The sequence below is a fragment of the Erwinia aeris genome, from assembly GCF_041224955.1.
In the GTDB taxonomy this organism is placed as follows: Bacteria; Pseudomonadota; Gammaproteobacteria; order Enterobacterales; family Enterobacteriaceae; genus Erwinia; species Erwinia aeris.
In genome coordinates, this window is record NZ_JBGFFX010000003.1 from 304,680 (window position 1) to 320,164 (window position 15,485).

Sequence of the window (15,485 nt, forward strand, 5' to 3'; positions counted from 1 at the left end):
GCGCTATATCTTCAGTTTGCTGCGGCCGCTTCCAGTGAATAGGGCCGGAATGCAATCACCTCTTCTCCCATCCAGTCGTTTATTTCCTTCATCCTCTCCTGCAGCGGTGTTAACTCATTCCTGACAAATACCTGTGACGCCTTCACTGCATCACCGAACCCGCCGGAGTTGTCCGGGATAATCCCCATCATCTGAGGCGGCACGCGGTGCGCGCTTAACAGGTCGTCGCGGCTGGCCTTCTTGATGTTAAAGAAATCGTCTTTCGTCGCCACCTCGCTGAGCGGTAGAATTTTAATCCCGTCCGGCTTGCCGTTCGGCGCGTACATAAACAGGTTACGGAAGTTGCCCAGCCCTTTCGTGTCGCGCATCGCCTGCCGCATGCGGTCAACGTCGCTGGAACTCTGCGCCGCGTCGGTCATATACAGGATGTAACCGGCGTGCGCCCCGTTCTGGTAATACTTGCGGCGAAACAGCGTGGCCGCCTCGTTCAGCCAGGCGGAGTTTAGCGCGCTGAGGTATTCCGGCAGGCCGTAAAGCTCCTGGTTAATGTCCGGCTCAATCAGGTGGAACACGCTGCCGGCTGCAAACTGGTGCGGCTCCTTCCAGTCGTTCACAAACCAGTATTCCCCGTTCTTCACGCCCTTGCGGGTAAATTTTGCCGGGGTGGTTTCCAGCCTGAACGGCTTGCCGAGGCCGTTGCGACGCAGCTCGGCAAACGCATTCCCGAACACCAGATAATCCAGCGCAAACTTGCTGAACTCCTGCTGGCTCAACATGGGATGCGGGATAAAGGTGGAGGCCAGAATATTGCGTTTAACGTAGATGGGCGAGCTGTGATGCACCGCCGAGCGCAGGCTTTTTGCCAGCCCGTGAAAGCTGACCGGCGGCTCGTACCAGCGTCCGTTTCCGATGCACTCTGCGTAATCCAGAATGTCCCGCTTATCCATCACCGGCGTCGGCTCGCCGAAGGTGAAAGCCTCGACCTGCTGGGGCGCGGCCGGAGTCGCTGGGGCTGCCTTGAATGCCTTACGGCTGCGTTTTTTCATCAGTAAAATTCCAGAATTGAAGGGTTAGCGCCGCCGCTGGCGGCGGTAAGCGGTTCGTTTAGCAGCGCGTGCATGATTGCCCAGGCGACGTCGGCGTGGCTGGCGTCCTCGCTGCGGCTCGCCTCGTAGGTTGAGCGGTTGCCGCTGGCGGTCATGGTCTTACGGATCGCCATAAAGGACTGCGTGATATCCGTGCTTCCGGCGTCGTACTCCAGGCGGCCGCTGCCGATGGTGTCTTTGGCTTTGAGTACCATCCCGGTTTTGACTTCCGGCGAGTAACGGATCTCGCGGGCCGCCGGGTAGAACTGGCGAACGAGCTGAAAAACGCCCTGGCCGATGCCGGTAGCGTCCACGCCGATATACTCCACGGTGTATTTTTTCGTTAAATCCTCAATGGATTTTGCCTGCGCGGCAAAGTCCATGCCGCGCCACTGATGATGCTCCAGCACGCGGAACTTACCGCCCGCAACCAGCGGCGGCGCAATCACGGCACAGCCCGCGCTGTCGCCGGTGTGCGACGGGTCGTAGCCAATCCATACCGGGCGATAGTCAAACGGGCGCAGCGCGTAGGGGTTAAAGTCCGTCCATTCTTCCAGACTGTCGATCATGCAGGTCTGCAGCTCGGCGAACGGGAACACGCTGGCCTCGTCGTCGACAAACTCACACATTAAGAGGTTTTGATATTCCGACGGGCTGTATTCAAGTGAAAGCTGGTCCAGGTCAAACAGGTTACAGCCGCCGGTCAGCGCGTCCTCAACTGTGACAATCTGCCGCCACTGACCGTCGCCGCACAGCGCGCCTTTCGCCAGATGCGAGTGCGACAAATCCAGCTCAATGCGGTCGTCCTTGCTCCGCCGCCCCTTATTGAATAATTCACCTGACCAGAACGGGTACGCGCTGTGCGACAGGCTCGACGGCGTGGAAAAGTAGGTAGTGCGCCATTTCTTGTGCAGCGACATGCCGCTGGCGACCTTGCGCAGCTCCTGGAATTTCGGGATCCAGAAATATTCATCCAGATAGAGGTTGCCGGTGTAGCTCTGCGCGGTGCGTACGTTGGTGCCCAGGAAAATCAGGCGCGCACCATTCGGCAGCACAATCGGATCGCCCTTCAGGTCAACGTCAACCTGCCGGGCAAAGTCGATAATGTAGTTTTTAAAAACGTGCGCCTGCGCCTTGCTGGCGGATAAAAATATCTGGTTGCGCCCGGTGGTCAGCGCATCAATCAGCGCCTCGCGGGCAAAGTAGAACGTCGCGCCAATCTGGCGGGATTTCAGGATATTGCGGATGCGGTGATCCAGTCCTGCTTTATGCCAGTTGAGCTGGTATTCAAAGCAGTTATCCATAAACAGACCGGTCAGCTTGCTGGTCTGCTCGTCGCTGAAGACGTTTTTAATCACCGGCTGGCGCTCGCCCCTGTTGCGGTTGCGCACGTTCGGGTTTAAATCCGCCTCGTTACCCGAACTGCGGTAGCGCTCGACGCGGGCCAGGCGTTCTATCTGGCGGCCCAGCGCGTCTATCTCCTTGTAGTCCCCGTTGCCCTTTACCTCTTTCATGATGAGCTGAATTAACCGCGCCTCCATGCTGGCCTCGACGCGACTGATGGGCGCGATATCTTCCCATGCGTCGCGCAGCTTCCAGCTCTGCACGGTCGGTGTTTTCTGGCCGAGCGTCTCCGCAATCTGGCGCACGGAATATCCCTGCCAGTAAAGCAGCGCAGCCTGACGGCGCGGATCGCTAATGGTGGTTTGTATTTTCATAACGACAAGGCTACCGGGGCGCAAAAAGGCGCGCCCGCTGTGCCTGTTTGCTGGTCGCTGAGCGGGCTGGCTTTCGTTGAGCGGATGGCCCGCGGCGGTGAAACTGGCCCCGACCTGAACCAACAACCGGAGCCTGTAATGGCAACTAAAGCAAAGCGTTTTCGTATCGCAGTGGAAGGCGCAACCACCGACGGCCGCGAAATTTCCCGCGACTGGATTTCACAGATGGCGGCGAACTATAACCCGGCGATGTATGGCGCCCGCGTCAACATGGAGCACATCAAAGGCTATGCCGCCGACAGCACTTTCCGCCGCTTCGGTGATGTTACCGCCGTGGAGGCAGAGGAAATCACCGAAGGCCCGCTTAAGGGAAAACTGGCGCTGTATGGCTGGATTGATCCGACGCCGGAGCTGGTTGAGCTGACCAAAGCCCGCCAGAAAATCTATACCTCGATTGAGGTCAATCCGAAGTTTGCCGACACCGGCGAGGCGTACCTGATTGGCCTGGCCATCACCGACGACCCGGCGAGCCTCGGCACCGAAATCCTGAGTTTCAGCGCCACGGCGTCAGCCAATCCGCTGGCGTCCCGCAAGCAGCACAAGGACAACCTGTTTACCGCCGCTGAAGAAACGCTGATCGAGTTTACCGAAGAGGCCGATCCGGTGCCGTCGCTGCTGGCCCGCGTTACCGCGATGTTCTCCGCGAAGAAAAAAGGCGCCGATCTGCAGTTTGCGGACGTCAGCGCGGCCGTGACCGCCGTGGCCGAGCAGGTGCAGCAGAACGGCGAGGCGCAGGCGCAAAACCTGTCGGCGCTGGAAACGGCCTTAACCGAACGGCTCGACGCGCTGGAGCTGCAGGCCGGGGAAGACCGCACCGCGTTTACCGCGCTGCAGGCACAGCTTGCGAAAACAGACGGCGGCTTTTCCCGTCGCCCGGCTTCGACCGGCGGCGACAGCACCGCCAGCGTGCAGACCGACTGCTGATTCCCGGCGTGCAGATTGGCCGCTGATTAAAACATTTAACTGAATACAGGAGCGCAAATGCGCCAGAACACCCGCTTTAAATTTAACGCCTTTATGTCCCGCCTGGCGGAGCTGAACAACGTCGAAACCGGCGACATGAACAAGAAATTCACCGTTGAGCCAGCGGTGACGCAAACGCTGATGAACCGCGTGCAGGAGTCGTCGGACTTCTTAACGCGCATCAACATCGTGCCGGTGTCCGAAATGAAGGGCGAGAAAATCGGGATCGGCGTGTCCGGCTCGATTGCCAGCACCACCGACACGGCGGGCGGCGACGAACGTGAAACCGCCGACTTCTCCGCGCTGGACAGCACCGGCTACGAGTGCGTGCAGGTTAACTACGACTTTCATATCCGCTACAACACGCTTGACCTGTGGGCGCGCTATGAAGATTTTCAGGCCCGCCTGCGTGACGCCATTATCAAGCGCCAGTCGCTCGACCGCATCATGATCGGCTTTAACGGCGTGTCGCGCGCCAAAACCTCCAACCGCGCCAAAAATCCGATGCTGCAGGACGTGGCGGTTGGCTGGCTGCAGAAGTACCGCAACGACGCGCCGGAGCGCGTGATGAACAAAACCACGGCGGAAGACGGCACCGTGACCGACGGCGTGCTGATCGGTAAAGGCCGCACCTACGCCAACCTTGACGCCGTGGTAATGGACGCGACCAACACGCTGATCGAGCCGTGGTATCAGGAAGACCCGGAGCTGGTCGTTATCTGCGGTCGTCAGCTGCTGGCCGACAAGTATTTCCCGCTGGTTAACCAGGTGCAGGCCAACACCGAGGCGCTGGCGGGCGACCTGATTGTCAGCCAGAAGCGTATCGGCAACCTGCCCGCCGTGCGCGTGCCGTACTTCCCGGCGGACGCAATGCTGATTACCCGCCTGGACAACCTGTCGATTTATTTTCAGGAAGGCACGCACCGCCGCATGATCGACGAGGTGGCGAAGCGCGACCGCATCGAAAACTACGAGTCCATCAACGAGGACTACGTGGTGGAGGATTACGCGGCGGGCTGCCTGATTGAAAAAATCACCCTGTCCGACGCGCCTGCAGTAGCGGCCACGCCGGAGGCATAACGCATGTTAAGCCCTGCCCGACGTCACCTTATGCGCCAGCAGGCGGAAGCGGCCTCACGGCAGGCCAGCAACCCGCTGCGCCACGCCAACGGCTACGAGCTGATGCTGTTGAAGCTCAACGACGACAAGCGCCGCCTGAAGAAAGTGCGCTCGCAGGAGCGCAAGGCCGAACTCAAGCGGCAGATGTTGCCTGAGTATCTGCCCTGGGTGGCGGGCGTGCTGGCGAAAGGCAAAGGCGCGCAGGACGCCGTACTGATGACCGTCATGATCTGGCGGCTGGACGCGGGCGACGTGCCGGGCGCGCTGGAGATTGCGCGCTACGCGCTTCAGTACGGTCTGGTGCCGCCGCCCGGCTTTAAGCGCGACGCCACCGCCTACCTGCTGGCCGAAGAGGTGGCCGACGCGGCGACCCGCGCCCGGACGCTGCAGCAGGCTGTCGATATCGGCCCGCTGCTGGCAACGCTTGAGCTGACGAAATCCGCAGACATGCCCGACCAGGTGCGCGCCAAGCTGCACAAAATCACCGGGTACGTGCTGCGCGATGCGGGCAGGGCTTTGGATGCGATGGAACACCTTACCAGGGCGCTACAGCTGCACGACGGCTGCGGCGTCAAAAAAGACATTGAGCGGCTGGCGACTGACCTGAAAAAGCAGGCCCTTGCCCGCCGCTGACCGAACGCGCCCCGCGCCGGGCGGCAGAGCTGCAACGCATTTTTAATGCCTGCGCGGCTCTCCACCGCCCACCTATTTTAAGGCCGACTATGAACACGATTGTGATACCCGCCCCGCGACCGGCAGACGATGCCGAGCCGTCGGTAAAGAACACCTTTTTCTGGCCTGACGTGAACCTGCAGCAGCTGCGCAGCACGCTGCGCTATGAGGGCACCGTGACCGCGCAGCGCCTGCGCCTTGCGGTAAAAACGGCGATTTCAGAAGTGAACGCCGAGCTGTACGACTGGCGGGCCGAACAGATGGCGGCGGGCTTTAACCGGCTTGCCGACGTTCCGGCGGAAACCTTCGACGGCGAAAGCGAAAAGGCCACGCATTATTTTGCCGCCGTCAGCGCCCTGACCGGTGCCGCCATCGTTGAGCGCTATCGCGGCTACGACGCCAGCGGCAAAAAAGGTGCCGAGGTGGAGGCGAGCGCGGACGAGTACTGGCGCGACGCGCGTTTCAGTATCAGCCGCATCGCCGGGCGTTCCGGCTGCATCGTGAGCCTGCTGTGATTATTTACGCGCAGCAGGGCGACACCGTAGACCAGATTTGCTGGCGGTACTACGGGCGCACGGCGCAGGCCGTGGAGCTGGTCTATGCCGCCAATCCGGGGCTTGCCGAGAGCGGGCCAGTATTAATGCACGGCTGCGAGGTCACGCTGCCCGACCTGCCGGAATCGTCAGCGGATGAAACCGTCAACCTGTGGGACTGAGAAAGATGGAGAAAATCAATTCGCTGGTGAACTACCTGATCGGCCTGGTGCTGATGTGGTTCGGCCGTCACACGCCGCAGGATATCGCCTTTATGGTCGGTTCCGGCGTCGCCGTGGTGACGCTGGTGATTAACGTGGCGACGTTTTTTATCAACTGGCACTACCGCCGCAAAACCTATGAGCTGCAGCGGCAGGGGGTAAACCATGAAGGCCGCTAAACACTGCGCCGTGCTGGCGGTGCTGGCAATTGCAACGCTGCTGCCGCAGTTTAAAACGCTGAAGATATCCGACGGCGGGCTGGCGCTGATCGCCGACGCCGAAGGCTGCCGCACCTCGCCCTATCAATGCAGCGCCGGGGTCTGGACAAACGGGATCGGCCACACCGCAGGCGTGACGCCGCAAAGTCACGTCAGCGAGCGGCAGGCCGCCGTTAATCTGGTGTACGACGTGATGCGCGTGGAGCGCCAGCTTGCCGTCTGCGTGCCGGTTGATATGCCGCAGCCGGTGTATGACGCACTGGTGAGCTTCTCGTTTAACGTCGGCACCGGCGCGGCCTGTGGGTCTACGCTGGCCGGTTATCTGAAGCGCCAGCAGTGGCGGCAGGCGTGCGGCCAGCTCGACCGCTGGGTATACGTGAACGGCGTCAGAAATGCCGGGCTGGAAAACCGCCGCCAGCGGGAAAAGGCCTGGTGTTTAAAGGGGGCGGCATGATCCGTTTGTTAGCGGCGCTGCTGGCCGTGGCGCTCGTGGCGCTGGGCCTGACCGGCTGGCGGCTGAATGCGGCAAACGGCCACCTTACCGACGCGCAGCGCATTATCGGCACGCTGTCCGCCGGAATTGAAAGCCGCGATAAGGCGATTACCCGCCTGAACGACGAGGCAAAAGCGGGCCAGAAACGCGAGGCCGCGCTGCGCCTGCTGCAGGGCCGCGCCGGTGCCGCCGCCCTTAACCGTGAACTGACCATACAGAGGGAAACCGATGCCAACCCGACTTTACGCAGCTGGTCTGCTGCTGCTCTGCCTGCTGACGTTATCCGGCTGCAGTCGCGGCCCGCATTCAACAACGCCCGAGATTATCTGGACTGGCTGTCCGCGCGTGACAAGCTGCCCGCTGCCGGGCAACAGCCTGCAGACCCAGGGCGATTTAGCGGCGGATAACCGCCAGTTAGAGGCTGCGCTTGCGTCGTGCGGGCTGCAGGTGGAAATCATCAAAGAATGCCAGGAGCAACACGATGGAGAAACCGAAACAGCTACGCCGGGCGCTGACCGACAGCGTGCCGCTGCTGCAAAGAAACCCTGACGGGCTGAACATGTTTATCGACGGCGGGCGCATCGCCTCGACGCTCGCCAGCTCGCTGTCGTTTGAGTACCAGTATCAGCTTAATCTGGTGATCACCGATTACGGCGACGATATCGATCTGATTATGGTGCCGCTGCTTGCCTGGCTGCGTGAAAATCAGCCGGACATTATGGCGACCGAAGAGAAGCGCCGCACCGGCTTCACCTTTAAGGTGGACGTGTTGAGCGATACGCTGTGCGATATCAGCATTGACCTGCAGCTGACGGAGCGCGTGATTGTGAAGCAGGAAGGCGACGTGCTGCACGTCACGCACGCGGGCGAGAGTCCATTGCCGGATAACGTGCAGCGACCAGCGCAGCTTTATGCGGGCGGTGAACTGGTCAGCGGGCTGCAGTTATGAACGGGCTGGAGGCGTTCGACGCCAGGCTAAACGCGCTTATCGGCAACCTGTCACCGGCGGCACGTAAGGAAATGGCACGCACCATCGCAAAGCGCCTACGCGCCGGGCAGCAGCAGAATATCAAGCGCCAGCAGGCACCGGACGGCACGGCGTTCAAACCACGCAAGGCACCGGCACGCAAAAAGAAAGGCCGCATAAAGCGTGAGATGTTCGTAAAGCTGCGCACGGCCAAATACATGAAGGCAAAAGGCACCGCCGACGACGCCGTGGTGGAGTTTGCCGGAAACGTGCAGCGCATGGCCCGCGTGCATCATTACGGGCTACGTGACCGGCCAGCCCGTGGGGGGAAAGAGGTGCAGTATGAGGCCAGGCTGTTATTAGGGATCAGTAAAAATGATGAAGCGATTATTAAAGAAGAAATTATAAGCTATTTTTATCGATAATTTTGCTTTAACCACGGACGCTCTTCATCCACTTTATATAAATAAGTACTCATCTTACCTGCTACTTCATACATGTCGGGGGCTTTAGCCGCACTCTCCCGAGCTTTGTATATTGCATCTGAAATACCCTTTGCGAAACCCCAATAAGAAGATGGCTCCATCAACAATCTTACTTTTTCAGAAGAGAAATATTCATTCATAAATGCATAAGCTTCACTTAAAGCCCCTCTTACATCAATATCTTTCTCGCCCTGTAAATAATGATAAAGTTCTACAGCCCTATGAATAAGTTCATGGTGTTTAAAGCGATAGGGGAATAGAGGACTTTCAAATTGATTAATTAAAAAATAAATCGAATGTCTGTGCAGGCCACAAAATAAACCTGCTAGATCGATATGTTCGGAAAAGTCGGGTAGCATGTCATTTTCACAAAATAAGAATATTTGATTCGCTGCCTGACAAAGCGCCGATACTTCTTCTTTTAGACTATATATATTAAGTATCAGCTTGTTATCAATTGAGGTGATCTCACCATACTTGCCACTGCCTACTGCACTTATCATGAGCAGCTTTTTTATACTGTTAACATCTTTTACAAAGTCTGCATTATTTTTGTAATACCACCCATCTTTGAGCCGCCCTTCAAAACCTTTCATTGTTTCATAAACCTTCGCCAGCCCGTACTCATTGCAAACTAAATTCATATCAATATAAGTTTCGCAATGGCTGAAAGAATTGTTGGGGAAGATTCTTTTATAAAGTATACTCCTTGATTCGAATGTTTCATTATTAATTAGATCTCGCTCAAGGATGGTTAACTCATCATTGAAAGCCTCCTTATGCATTTTATATTTTTCGAACTGCATTATTTTTTTTTGAAAATCCATAAAACTTTCATTTTTTTTGGCAGTTTCTTTGTCCATTTCTGTACGCTTTTCTGCCTCCTTAGAAAGTTTGTTATTTTGCCAATATGCAAAAAGCAATGTAGCTAGTGTCGCAATTGCTCCTGCCAAAGTAAACAACCCCGATATTAAAGAACCGAAAGCAGACCAGTCCTCAGATTTATGAGATATGCCACTAAAATTTAATCCAAAAGGAAGCCCTGTCACAAATGAGCGATAAGTAAAAATAACGACTACCGGAATAACTAAGCTGATAAAAATAACAACCAGGAAAAACCAACCTTCTTTACGCATATGCATTCCCAAAGACATGTTTTGCTGAGTTATGAACGAACAAATGTAAATTGTAAGCATATCAGATAAGCAGCAATCTTATCGCTATGAAAAAATATGAACAAATCCCCGAAATCATGCGCCTGCTGCGCAACCTGATCCGCATCGGCACCGTGTCCGCCGTCAATCTTGACGACGGGCTGTGCCGCGTGAATACCGGCAACAACACAACCAGCTGGCTGCACTGGCTGACCGGCCGGGCCGGTCGTACCCGTTCATGGAATGCGCCGTCGGTCGGCGAGCAGGTGCTTGTCCTGTGCCTGGGCGGCGAGCTGGATACCGGCTTTGTGCTGCCGGGCGTGTTCTCTGACGAGCATTCCGCCCCGTCGGCCTCGGCTGACGCGCTGCACTGGTCGTTTCCCGACGGCGCGGTGATTGAGTACGAACCGGCAAACGGCGCGCTGAAGGCAACCGGCATCCAGACCGCGACCATTCAGGCCGCCGTCAAAATCATGCTGGATTCGCCGGAGGTGGAATGCTCAGCCCTGCTGAAAACCGCCACGCTGGAAGTGACCGGCGGCGGCACGATGAAAGGCGACGTTACGCACAGCGGCGGCAGCTTCAGCTCTAACGGCGTAGTGGTCGATTCCCACAAACACGGCGGCGTGAAGTCCGGCGGCGACACGTCGGGAGGGCCGCAGTAATGGCCGTGAAATATTCCGGCATGAGCCGCGACACCGGCGGGGCGCTGACCGGCCTCGATCATATTCGCCAGTCGGTGCGCGACATTCTGTTAACGCCGGTCGGTTCCCGCGTGATGCGCCGCAGCTATGGCTCGCTTTTATCCGCGCTGATTGACCAGCCGCAAAACGAGGCGCTGCGCCTGCAGATTATGTCGGCCTGCTACATGGCGATTTTGCAGTGGGAGCCGCGCGTAAAGCTGACCGGCATCTCTTACGAATCCGCGTTAGACGGCGGCATGGTGGTCGAAATCACCGGCAGCCGCACCGACACCGCGCAGGATTTTTCCCTAACCGTTCCCGTGAGCTGATATGGCAACTATCGACCTGAGCCAGCTACCCGCGCCCGACGTGGTGGAAGCGCTGGACTATGAAACGTTACTCAACGAGCGAAAGGCCACGCTGGTATCGCTGTACCCGGCGGATCAGCAGGACGCTATCGCGCGCACCCTGTCGCTGGAGTCAGAGCCGGTGGTCAAGCTGCTGCAGGAAAACGCGTACCGCGAGGTTATTCTGCGCCAGCGCGTCAACGAGGCGGCAAAGGCCGTGATGGTGGCGTATGCCCTGGCGGATGATTTAGACCAGCTCGGCGCAAACAACGGCGTCGCCCGCCTGACGCTGACGGCCGCCGACGACACCACAACCCCGCCGACCGCCGCCGTGATGGAAAGCGACGACGATTACCGCGTGCGCATCGCCGCCGCCTTTGAGGGTCTGAGCGTGGCCGGGCCGTCCGGTGCCTATGAGTACCACGCGAAAAGCGCCGACGGCCGCGTGGCGGATGCGTCCGCCATCAGCCCGTCGCCCGCCTGCGTCACCGTCACCGTGCTGTCACGCGAGGGCAACGGCGAGGCGGCCGACGACCTGCTGGCCGTGGTGGATAAAGCGTTAAACGATGAGGACGTGCGCCCGGTGGCCGACCGGGTCACGGTGCAGTCAGCGGCAATCGTGGATTACGCCGTGGAGGCCGTTTTGTACCTCTATCCGGGGCCGGAAGCCGAACCCATACGCGCCGCTGCCGGGGCAAAGCTTGCCGCCTTTGTCAGCGCGCAGGCGCGCCTCGGCAGGGATATCCGCAAATCTGCCCTGTACGCCGCGCTTCACGTTGAAGGCGTGCAGCGCGTGGAGCTTGCACAGCCCGCCGCCGACGTGGTGCTGGACAAAACGCAGGCCGCGTACTGCACCGGCTGGTCGATTACGGTCGGGGGTTCGGATGAGTGATCGCCTGCTGCCGTCCGGCTCGTCGGCGCTGGAGGTGGCCGCCGCCGAAGCCTGCGCCACGATTGAAAGCATTCCGGCACCGCTGCGTCGGTTGTGGAACCCGAACACCTGCCCGGCGGAGCTGCTGCCGTATCTCGCCTGGGCGTGGTCGGTTGACCGCTGGGACGTGGGCTGGAGCGAGTCCACCAAGCGCGCTGTCGTTAAAGCCTCGCAGTACGTGCACAGGCACAAGGGCACGCTCGGCTCGATCCGGCGCGTGGTGGAGCCGCTTGGCTATCTGATCCGCATCGTTGAGTGGTGGAAAACCGGCGGCGAGCCGGGCACCTTCCGGCTGGACGTGGGCGTGCTGGATACCGGCATTACCGAGGAAATGTATAACGAGCTGGAGCGCCTGATTGCCGACGCGAAGCCGTGCAGCCGCCACCTTGTCGGGCTGTCGGTTAACCTCGACGCCAACGGCGCCCTGCCGGTTGCCGCCGCCTGCTACAGCGGTGACGAACTGACGGTTTACCCCTGGACACCTGAACTTATCAGCGTCGGCGGGCCGGGTTATTCCGGCGCGGCGGTGCATCTTATTGACCTGACGGAAGTGAGCGCATGACTACGAAATATTTTGCCCTGCTGACCAGCCAGGGCGCGGCAAAGCTTGCCAATGCCGCCGCGCTGGGAACGAAAATCCAGATTACCGACATGGCCGTGGGCGACGGTGGCGGCACGCTGCCCACGCCCGACGCAGCGCAGACAAAGCTTATCGGTGAAAAGCGCCGGGCCTCGCTGAACGCGCTGACGGTTGACGCGGCCAACAGCAGCCAGATCATCGCCGAGCAGATTATCCCCGAAAGCGAGGGCGGTTTCTGGATACGCGAAATCGGATTGTTTGACGCCGACGGCGTGATGATAGCCGTGGCTAACTGCGCGGAAACCTACAAGCCGCAACTGGCCGAAGGCAGCGGGCGTACGCAGACCGTGCGCATGATTTTAATCGTTAACAGCATGACCGCCGTTACGCTGAAGATTGATCCGTCGGTAGTGCTGGCAACGCGGCAGTACGTGGATAATTCGGTGATTGAGGTGAAGGCTTACGCCGACAAGGCGCTGGCCGCGCACGTTGCCGCTGCCAATCCCCATAAGCAGTATCTGCAAACGGCCAACGCGCTGGCGGAAATTAAGGACGCCGGGCTGGTTACACAGCTCCTTAAAAATCTTGGCCTGGGCGATGCAAAGTTTGTCGTCAGTCGCGGAAAAAACGCTAACGGCGTGTGGGTAGTCTGGTCAGATGGTGCGGTAGAGGTTTACGGCTATTCGCCTTCCTCAATGGTTGACGGTCTGGCGACCGTGACCTATCCGATTGCACTGCCCGCCGGGTCGCTTTATATCAGCATTGCCGAGCGGCTGGCGAGCGATCCGGGCGCAAGCAATGTTGTGCATTCCTCAATGGTCATTGACCAGACTGTAACCAAAACCGGGTTTAAAGCTCGCTGCCAGATGTATAACGGCTCGGCTTCCGGTTCCTCATTTTCGTGGAGAGTATATTGTGCGCCTGTTTAATCCCGTAACCATGACTGAAGTGATCCCTGGCCTGCACGATGTGAAAGGCGCTGTCGAACTGGCTGACGATAACTGGTTTTTTACCGATAATCGCGTGCCGGAGGATAAAAACCTTACCGTTAACGGGAAGGGGGAGCCTGTGCTGGAAGACCGCAAAGACGCCTGATAATTCGCCCGTATCTGGCCGGTGCTGTTTAACGTGTCCGGCCAGCCATCAGCAAACCGCAACCGCATGCATCGCCCCGCCTGACCTGACAATCTGAGCACACCCATTACACGGAGTGCATCAGATGTCTGATTATCATCACGGTGTCCGCGTCGTCGAAATCAACGACGGCACGCGCACCATTTCCACCGTCTCCACCGCCATCGTCGGGCTGGTCTGTACCGCCGACGACGCCGACGCCACCGCGTTTCCGCTGAACACGCCGGTACTGTTAACCAACGTGCAGACCGGTATCGCTAAGGCCGGTAAAAAAGGCACGCTGGCCGCGTCCCTTCAGGCGATTGCCGACCAGTCCAAACCGATCACGGTCGTGGTGCGCGTGGCCGAAGGCGCAACCGAAGCGGAAACCATTTCCAATATCATCGGCACCACCGACGAAAACGGCCAGTACACCGGCATGAAGGCGCTGTTAAGCGCGCAGACCCAGCTTGACGTCAAGCCGCGCATTCTCGGCGTGCCGGGCCTCGACTCGCCGGAGGTGGCGACCGCGCTTGCCAGCATCGCGCAGCAGCTGCGCGCATTCTGCTACGTCTCGGCGTGGAACTGCAAAACCGTCTCTGACGCGAGGAAGTACCGCGAAAACTTCAGCCAGCGCGAAATCATGGTTATCTGGCCGGATTTCATTGCCTGGAACACCACGGCCAACGCATCTGAAACCGCGTACGCCACGGCGCGGGCGCTGGGCCTGCGCGCCAGAATCGACAACGACACCGGCTGGCACAAGACGCTTTCTAACGTCGGCGTGAACGGCGTCACCGGGATTTCTGCGGGCGTCTTCTGGGACCTGCAGCAGACCGGTACCGACGCCGATCTGCTGAATGAGGCCTGCGTGACCACGCTTATCCGCAAGGACGGCTTTCGCTTCTGGGGAAACCGCACCTGTAGCGACGATCCGCTGTTTGCCTTTGAGAACTACACCCGCACCGCGCAGGTGCTGGCCGACACGATGGCCGAAGCCCACATGTGGGCCGTTGACAAGCCGCTGACGCCGGTACTGGTGCGCGAGATTATCGCGGGCATCAACGCCAAGTTCCGCGAGCTGGTCAGCGCCGGTTATCTGCTGGGTGCATCCGCCTGGTATGACGAAGCGGCCAACGACACCGCCACCCTGAAGGCGGGCAGGCTGTCGATTGACTACGACTACACGCCGGTGCCGCCGCTGGAAGATTTAACCCTGCGCCAGCGCATCACCGACAAATATCTGGCGAACTTCGCCGCATCCGTAAACAGCTGAGGAGCCGGATAAATGGCACTGCCACGAAAACTCAAGGGGATGAACCTCTTTAACGACGCCAACAGCTATCAGGGCGTCGTCACCAGCGTCACGCTGCCGAAGCTGAGCCGCAAGCTTGACCCGTTCCGGGGCGGCGGCATGAGCGGCGCGGCGCATATCGATATGGGTCTGGACGACGATGCGCTGGATATGGAATGGAGCATCGGCGGTATTGACGAGCTGGTGCTGACGCAGTGGGGCGCGACGTCCGTACCGCTGCGCTTTACCGGCTCGTACCAGCGCGACGACACCGGCGAGGAAATCCCGGTAGAGATTGAGGTGCGCGGCAAGCACCAGGCGTTTGATTTTGGCGAGGCCAAACAGGGCGAGGACACGGAAACCAAAATCACCACCAAATGCACCTATTACAAAATGACCTTTAACGGCAAGGAGCTGATCGAAATCGACACCATCAACATGGTGGAGAAGGTCAGTGGCACCGATCGCCTGGAGCAGCGCCGCAAGAATATCGGCCTCGTTTAACCCCTGAGCCAGCGCCCGGCGCTGGCCTTAACCCCCTTTTGCAGAGAGAGCAATCATGGAAACTAAAGAAAACACCGTTACCCTGGAAACCCCGGTGATGCGCGGCGAGCAGGCAATCAGTACCGTTGAGGTGATTAAGCCCAACTCCGGCGCGCTGCGCGGCACCCGCCTTGCAGACCTTGCAGGCTCGGACGTGGACGCGCTGATTACCGTGCTGCCGCGCATCACCCTGCCCAACTTAACAAAAGCGGAATGCCTGAACCTCGACCCGGCCGACCTGATTGCGCTGGCCGGTAAGGTGATCGGTTTTTTGTCGCCGAAGTCGGACGCGTAAGCTGGCCCAGA

Annotated in this window: 22 protein-coding genes and 1 pseudogene; 20 read left to right on the forward strand and 3 right to left on the reverse strand. The window is 59.0% G+C overall.

The window, feature by feature from the left end; all coding sequences use genetic code 11:
* Nucleotides 1–11: 11 nt before the first annotated feature.
* On the reverse strand, nucleotides 12–1,046 hold the full coding sequence (locus AB6T85_RS07640; protein WP_369895180.1) for a phage portal protein: 1,035 nt from the start codon (nucleotides 1,044–1,046) through the stop codon (nucleotides 12–14).
* The gene (locus AB6T85_RS07645; protein WP_369895181.1) at nucleotides 1,046–2,803 is read right to left on the reverse strand and encodes a terminase ATPase subunit family protein; all 1,758 of its coding nucleotides are present in this window, start codon (nucleotides 2,801–2,803) and stop codon (nucleotides 1,046–1,048) included. Before AB6T85_RS07645 ends, AB6T85_RS07640 begins: the two co-directional genes overlap by 1 nt.
* 138 nt (nucleotides 2,804–2,941) lie before the next feature.
* Here AB6T85_RS07645 and AB6T85_RS07650 point away from each other — a divergent pair, with 138 nt between their 5' ends.
* The 11 genes and pseudogenes from AB6T85_RS07650 (at nucleotide 2,942) to AB6T85_RS07700 (ending at nucleotide 8,474) form a co-directional block, all read left to right on the forward strand.
* Nucleotides 2,942–3,787 carry a GPO family capsid scaffolding protein gene (locus AB6T85_RS07650; protein WP_369895182.1) on the forward strand — a complete coding sequence of 282 codons (846 nt, stop codon included), beginning with the start codon at nucleotides 2,942–2,944 and terminating at the stop codon, nucleotides 3,785–3,787.
* Between the two features lie 57 nt (nucleotides 3,788–3,844).
* Complete coding sequence (locus AB6T85_RS07655) at nucleotides 3,845–4,906, forward strand: phage major capsid protein, P2 family (protein WP_369895184.1); 1,062 nt, start codon at nucleotides 3,845–3,847, stop codon at nucleotides 4,904–4,906.
* A 3-nt stretch (nucleotides 4,907–4,909) separates the two neighbouring features.
* The gene (locus tag AB6T85_RS07660) at nucleotides 4,910–5,578 is read left to right on the forward strand and encodes a phage terminase small subunit (protein ID WP_369895186.1); all 669 of its coding nucleotides are present in this window, start codon (nucleotides 4,910–4,912) and stop codon (nucleotides 5,576–5,578) included.
* An 89-nt stretch (nucleotides 5,579–5,667) separates the two neighbouring features.
* On the forward strand, nucleotides 5,668–6,132 hold the full coding sequence (locus AB6T85_RS07665) for a head completion/stabilization protein (protein ID WP_369895187.1): 465 nt from the start codon (nucleotides 5,668–5,670) through the stop codon (nucleotides 6,130–6,132).
* A complete protein-coding gene (locus AB6T85_RS07670; RefSeq protein ID WP_253455621.1) occupies nucleotides 6,129–6,332 on the forward strand; it encodes a tail protein X in 204 nt (67 codons plus the stop codon). Before AB6T85_RS07665 ends, AB6T85_RS07670 begins: the two co-directional genes overlap by 4 nt.
* A gap of 5 nt (nucleotides 6,333–6,337) precedes the next feature.
* Nucleotides 6,338–6,550, forward strand: a complete 213-nt coding sequence (locus tag AB6T85_RS07675; protein WP_301730256.1) for an HP1 family phage holin — start codon at nucleotides 6,338–6,340, stop codon at nucleotides 6,548–6,550.
* Nucleotides 6,537–7,043, forward strand: a complete 507-nt coding sequence (locus AB6T85_RS07680; RefSeq protein WP_369895189.1) for a lysozyme — start codon at nucleotides 6,537–6,539, stop codon at nucleotides 7,041–7,043. The genes AB6T85_RS07675 and AB6T85_RS07680 overlap by 14 nt, the downstream gene beginning before the upstream one ends.
* A pseudogene (locus tag AB6T85_RS07685) lies at nucleotides 7,040–7,390 on the forward strand (Rz-like lysis system protein LysB); the annotation flags it as partial. The gene AB6T85_RS07680 and the pseudogene AB6T85_RS07685, both read left to right, overlap by 4 nt.
* Entirely contained in the window at nucleotides 7,311–7,631 is a 321-nt protein-coding gene (lysC, locus tag AB6T85_RS07690) for an Rz1-like lysis system protein LysC (RefSeq protein WP_369895191.1), read from the forward strand. The pseudogene AB6T85_RS07685 and the gene lysC, both read left to right, overlap by 80 nt.
* The gene (locus AB6T85_RS07695) at nucleotides 7,564–8,031 is read left to right on the forward strand and encodes a phage tail protein (protein WP_369895193.1); all 468 of its coding nucleotides are present in this window, start codon (nucleotides 7,564–7,566) and stop codon (nucleotides 8,029–8,031) included. The genes lysC and AB6T85_RS07695 overlap by 68 nt, the downstream gene beginning before the upstream one ends.
* A complete protein-coding gene (locus tag AB6T85_RS07700) occupies nucleotides 8,028–8,474 on the forward strand; it encodes a phage virion morphogenesis protein (protein WP_369895194.1) in 447 nt (148 codons plus the stop codon). The genes AB6T85_RS07695 and AB6T85_RS07700 overlap by 4 nt, the downstream gene beginning before the upstream one ends.
* Here AB6T85_RS07700 and AB6T85_RS07705 read toward each other — a convergent pair.
* On the reverse strand, nucleotides 8,465–9,670 hold the full coding sequence (locus AB6T85_RS07705) for a hypothetical protein (RefSeq protein WP_369895195.1): 1,206 nt from the start codon (nucleotides 9,668–9,670) through the stop codon (nucleotides 8,465–8,467). The two genes, AB6T85_RS07700 and AB6T85_RS07705, sit on opposite strands and share 10 nt — an antisense overlap.
* An 86-nt stretch (nucleotides 9,671–9,756) precedes the next feature.
* On the opposite strand from AB6T85_RS07705, the gene AB6T85_RS07710 reads away from it, so the two are divergent.
* The 9 genes from AB6T85_RS07710 to AB6T85_RS07750 all read left to right on the forward strand — a co-directional run bounded on the left by AB6T85_RS07710 (nucleotide 9,757) and on the right by AB6T85_RS07750 (nucleotide 15,474).
* Complete coding sequence (locus AB6T85_RS07710) at nucleotides 9,757–10,353, forward strand: phage baseplate assembly protein V (protein WP_369895197.1); 597 nt, start codon at nucleotides 9,757–9,759, stop codon at nucleotides 10,351–10,353.
* Nucleotides 10,353–10,700 carry a GPW/gp25 family protein gene (locus AB6T85_RS07715; RefSeq protein ID WP_369895198.1) on the forward strand — a complete coding sequence of 116 codons (348 nt, stop codon included), beginning with the start codon at nucleotides 10,353–10,355 and terminating at the stop codon, nucleotides 10,698–10,700. The genes AB6T85_RS07710 and AB6T85_RS07715 overlap by 1 nt, the downstream gene beginning before the upstream one ends.
* A gap of 1 nt (nucleotide 10,701) precedes the next feature.
* Nucleotides 10,702–11,610: a baseplate J/gp47 family protein gene (locus AB6T85_RS07720; protein WP_369895200.1), complete on the forward strand. Its 909-nt coding sequence runs from the start codon at nucleotides 10,702–10,704 to the stop codon at nucleotides 11,608–11,610.
* Nucleotides 11,603–12,211: a phage tail protein I gene (locus AB6T85_RS07725; protein ID WP_369895201.1), complete on the forward strand. Its 609-nt coding sequence runs from the start codon at nucleotides 11,603–11,605 to the stop codon at nucleotides 12,209–12,211. The genes AB6T85_RS07720 and AB6T85_RS07725 overlap by 8 nt, the downstream gene beginning before the upstream one ends.
* A complete protein-coding gene (locus AB6T85_RS07730) occupies nucleotides 12,208–13,158 on the forward strand; it encodes a phage tail protein (RefSeq protein ID WP_369895203.1) in 951 nt (316 codons plus the stop codon). Before AB6T85_RS07725 ends, AB6T85_RS07730 begins: the two co-directional genes overlap by 4 nt.
* Nucleotides 13,145–13,324 carry a hypothetical protein gene (locus AB6T85_RS07735; RefSeq protein WP_369895205.1) on the forward strand — a complete coding sequence of 60 codons (180 nt, stop codon included), beginning with the start codon at nucleotides 13,145–13,147 and terminating at the stop codon, nucleotides 13,322–13,324. Before AB6T85_RS07730 ends, AB6T85_RS07735 begins: the two co-directional genes overlap by 14 nt.
* Before the next feature lie 124 nt (nucleotides 13,325–13,448).
* Complete coding sequence (locus AB6T85_RS07740; RefSeq protein ID WP_369895207.1) at nucleotides 13,449–14,618, forward strand: phage tail sheath protein; 1,170 nt, start codon at nucleotides 13,449–13,451, stop codon at nucleotides 14,616–14,618.
* A 12-nt stretch (nucleotides 14,619–14,630) separates the two neighbouring features.
* Nucleotides 14,631–15,140, forward strand: coding sequence for a phage major tail tube protein (locus AB6T85_RS07745; protein WP_301253089.1), 510 nt, complete (start codon nucleotides 14,631–14,633; stop codon nucleotides 15,138–15,140).
* Between the two features lie 55 nt (nucleotides 15,141–15,195).
* The gene (locus AB6T85_RS07750) at nucleotides 15,196–15,474 is read left to right on the forward strand and encodes a phage tail assembly protein (protein ID WP_369895209.1); all 279 of its coding nucleotides are present in this window, start codon (nucleotides 15,196–15,198) and stop codon (nucleotides 15,472–15,474) included.
* The last annotated feature ends 11 nt before the right edge of the window (nucleotides 15,475–15,485 follow it).

Excerpts from the sequence above, each read along its gene's own strand:
- AB6T85_RS07640 (WP_369895180.1), bottom strand. The coding sequence starts at position 1,046 with ATGAAAAAACGCAGCCGTAAGGCATTCAAGGCAGCCCCAGCGACTCCG.
- AB6T85_RS07750 (WP_369895209.1), top strand. The coding sequence starts at position 15,196 with ATGGAAACTAAAGAAAACACCGTTACCCTGGAAACCCCGGTGATGCGC.
- AB6T85_RS07705 (WP_369895195.1), bottom strand. The coding sequence starts at position 9,670 with ATGCGTAAAGAAGGTTGGTTTTTCCTGGTTGTTATTTTTATCAGCTTA.
- AB6T85_RS07715 (WP_369895198.1), top strand. The coding sequence starts at position 10,353 with ATGGCCGTGAAATATTCCGGCATGAGCCGCGACACCGGCGGGGCGCTG.
- AB6T85_RS07710 (WP_369895197.1), top strand. The coding sequence starts at position 9,757 with ATGAAAAAATATGAACAAATCCCCGAAATCATGCGCCTGCTGCGCAAC.
- AB6T85_RS07680 (WP_369895189.1), top strand. The coding sequence starts at position 6,537 with ATGAAGGCCGCTAAACACTGCGCCGTGCTGGCGGTGCTGGCAATTGCA.
- AB6T85_RS07660 (WP_369895186.1), top strand. The coding sequence starts at position 4,910 with ATGTTAAGCCCTGCCCGACGTCACCTTATGCGCCAGCAGGCGGAAGCG.
- AB6T85_RS07725 (WP_369895201.1), top strand. The coding sequence starts at position 11,603 with ATGAGTGATCGCCTGCTGCCGTCCGGCTCGTCGGCGCTGGAGGTGGCC.
- AB6T85_RS07730 (WP_369895203.1), top strand. The coding sequence starts at position 12,208 with ATGACTACGAAATATTTTGCCCTGCTGACCAGCCAGGGCGCGGCAAAG.
- lysC (WP_369895191.1), top strand. The coding sequence starts at position 7,311 with ATGCCAACCCGACTTTACGCAGCTGGTCTGCTGCTGCTCTGCCTGCTG.
- AB6T85_RS07740 (WP_369895207.1), top strand. The coding sequence starts at position 13,449 with ATGTCTGATTATCATCACGGTGTCCGCGTCGTCGAAATCAACGACGGC.
- AB6T85_RS07655 (WP_369895184.1), top strand. The coding sequence starts at position 3,845 with ATGCGCCAGAACACCCGCTTTAAATTTAACGCCTTTATGTCCCGCCTG.
- AB6T85_RS07720 (WP_369895200.1), top strand. The coding sequence starts at position 10,702 with ATGGCAACTATCGACCTGAGCCAGCTACCCGCGCCCGACGTGGTGGAA.
- AB6T85_RS07695 (WP_369895193.1), top strand. The coding sequence starts at position 7,564 with ATGGAGAAACCGAAACAGCTACGCCGGGCGCTGACCGACAGCGTGCCG.
- AB6T85_RS07650 (WP_369895182.1), top strand. The coding sequence starts at position 2,942 with ATGGCAACTAAAGCAAAGCGTTTTCGTATCGCAGTGGAAGGCGCAACC.
- AB6T85_RS07675 (WP_301730256.1), top strand. The coding sequence starts at position 6,338 with ATGGAGAAAATCAATTCGCTGGTGAACTACCTGATCGGCCTGGTGCTG.
- AB6T85_RS07645 (WP_369895181.1), bottom strand. The coding sequence starts at position 2,803 with ATGAAAATACAAACCACCATTAGCGATCCGCGCCGTCAGGCTGCGCTG.
- AB6T85_RS07665 (WP_369895187.1), top strand. The coding sequence starts at position 5,668 with ATGAACACGATTGTGATACCCGCCCCGCGACCGGCAGACGATGCCGAG.
- AB6T85_RS07745 (WP_301253089.1), top strand. The coding sequence starts at position 14,631 with ATGGCACTGCCACGAAAACTCAAGGGGATGAACCTCTTTAACGACGCC.
- AB6T85_RS07700 (WP_369895194.1), top strand. The coding sequence starts at position 8,028 with ATGAACGGGCTGGAGGCGTTCGACGCCAGGCTAAACGCGCTTATCGGC.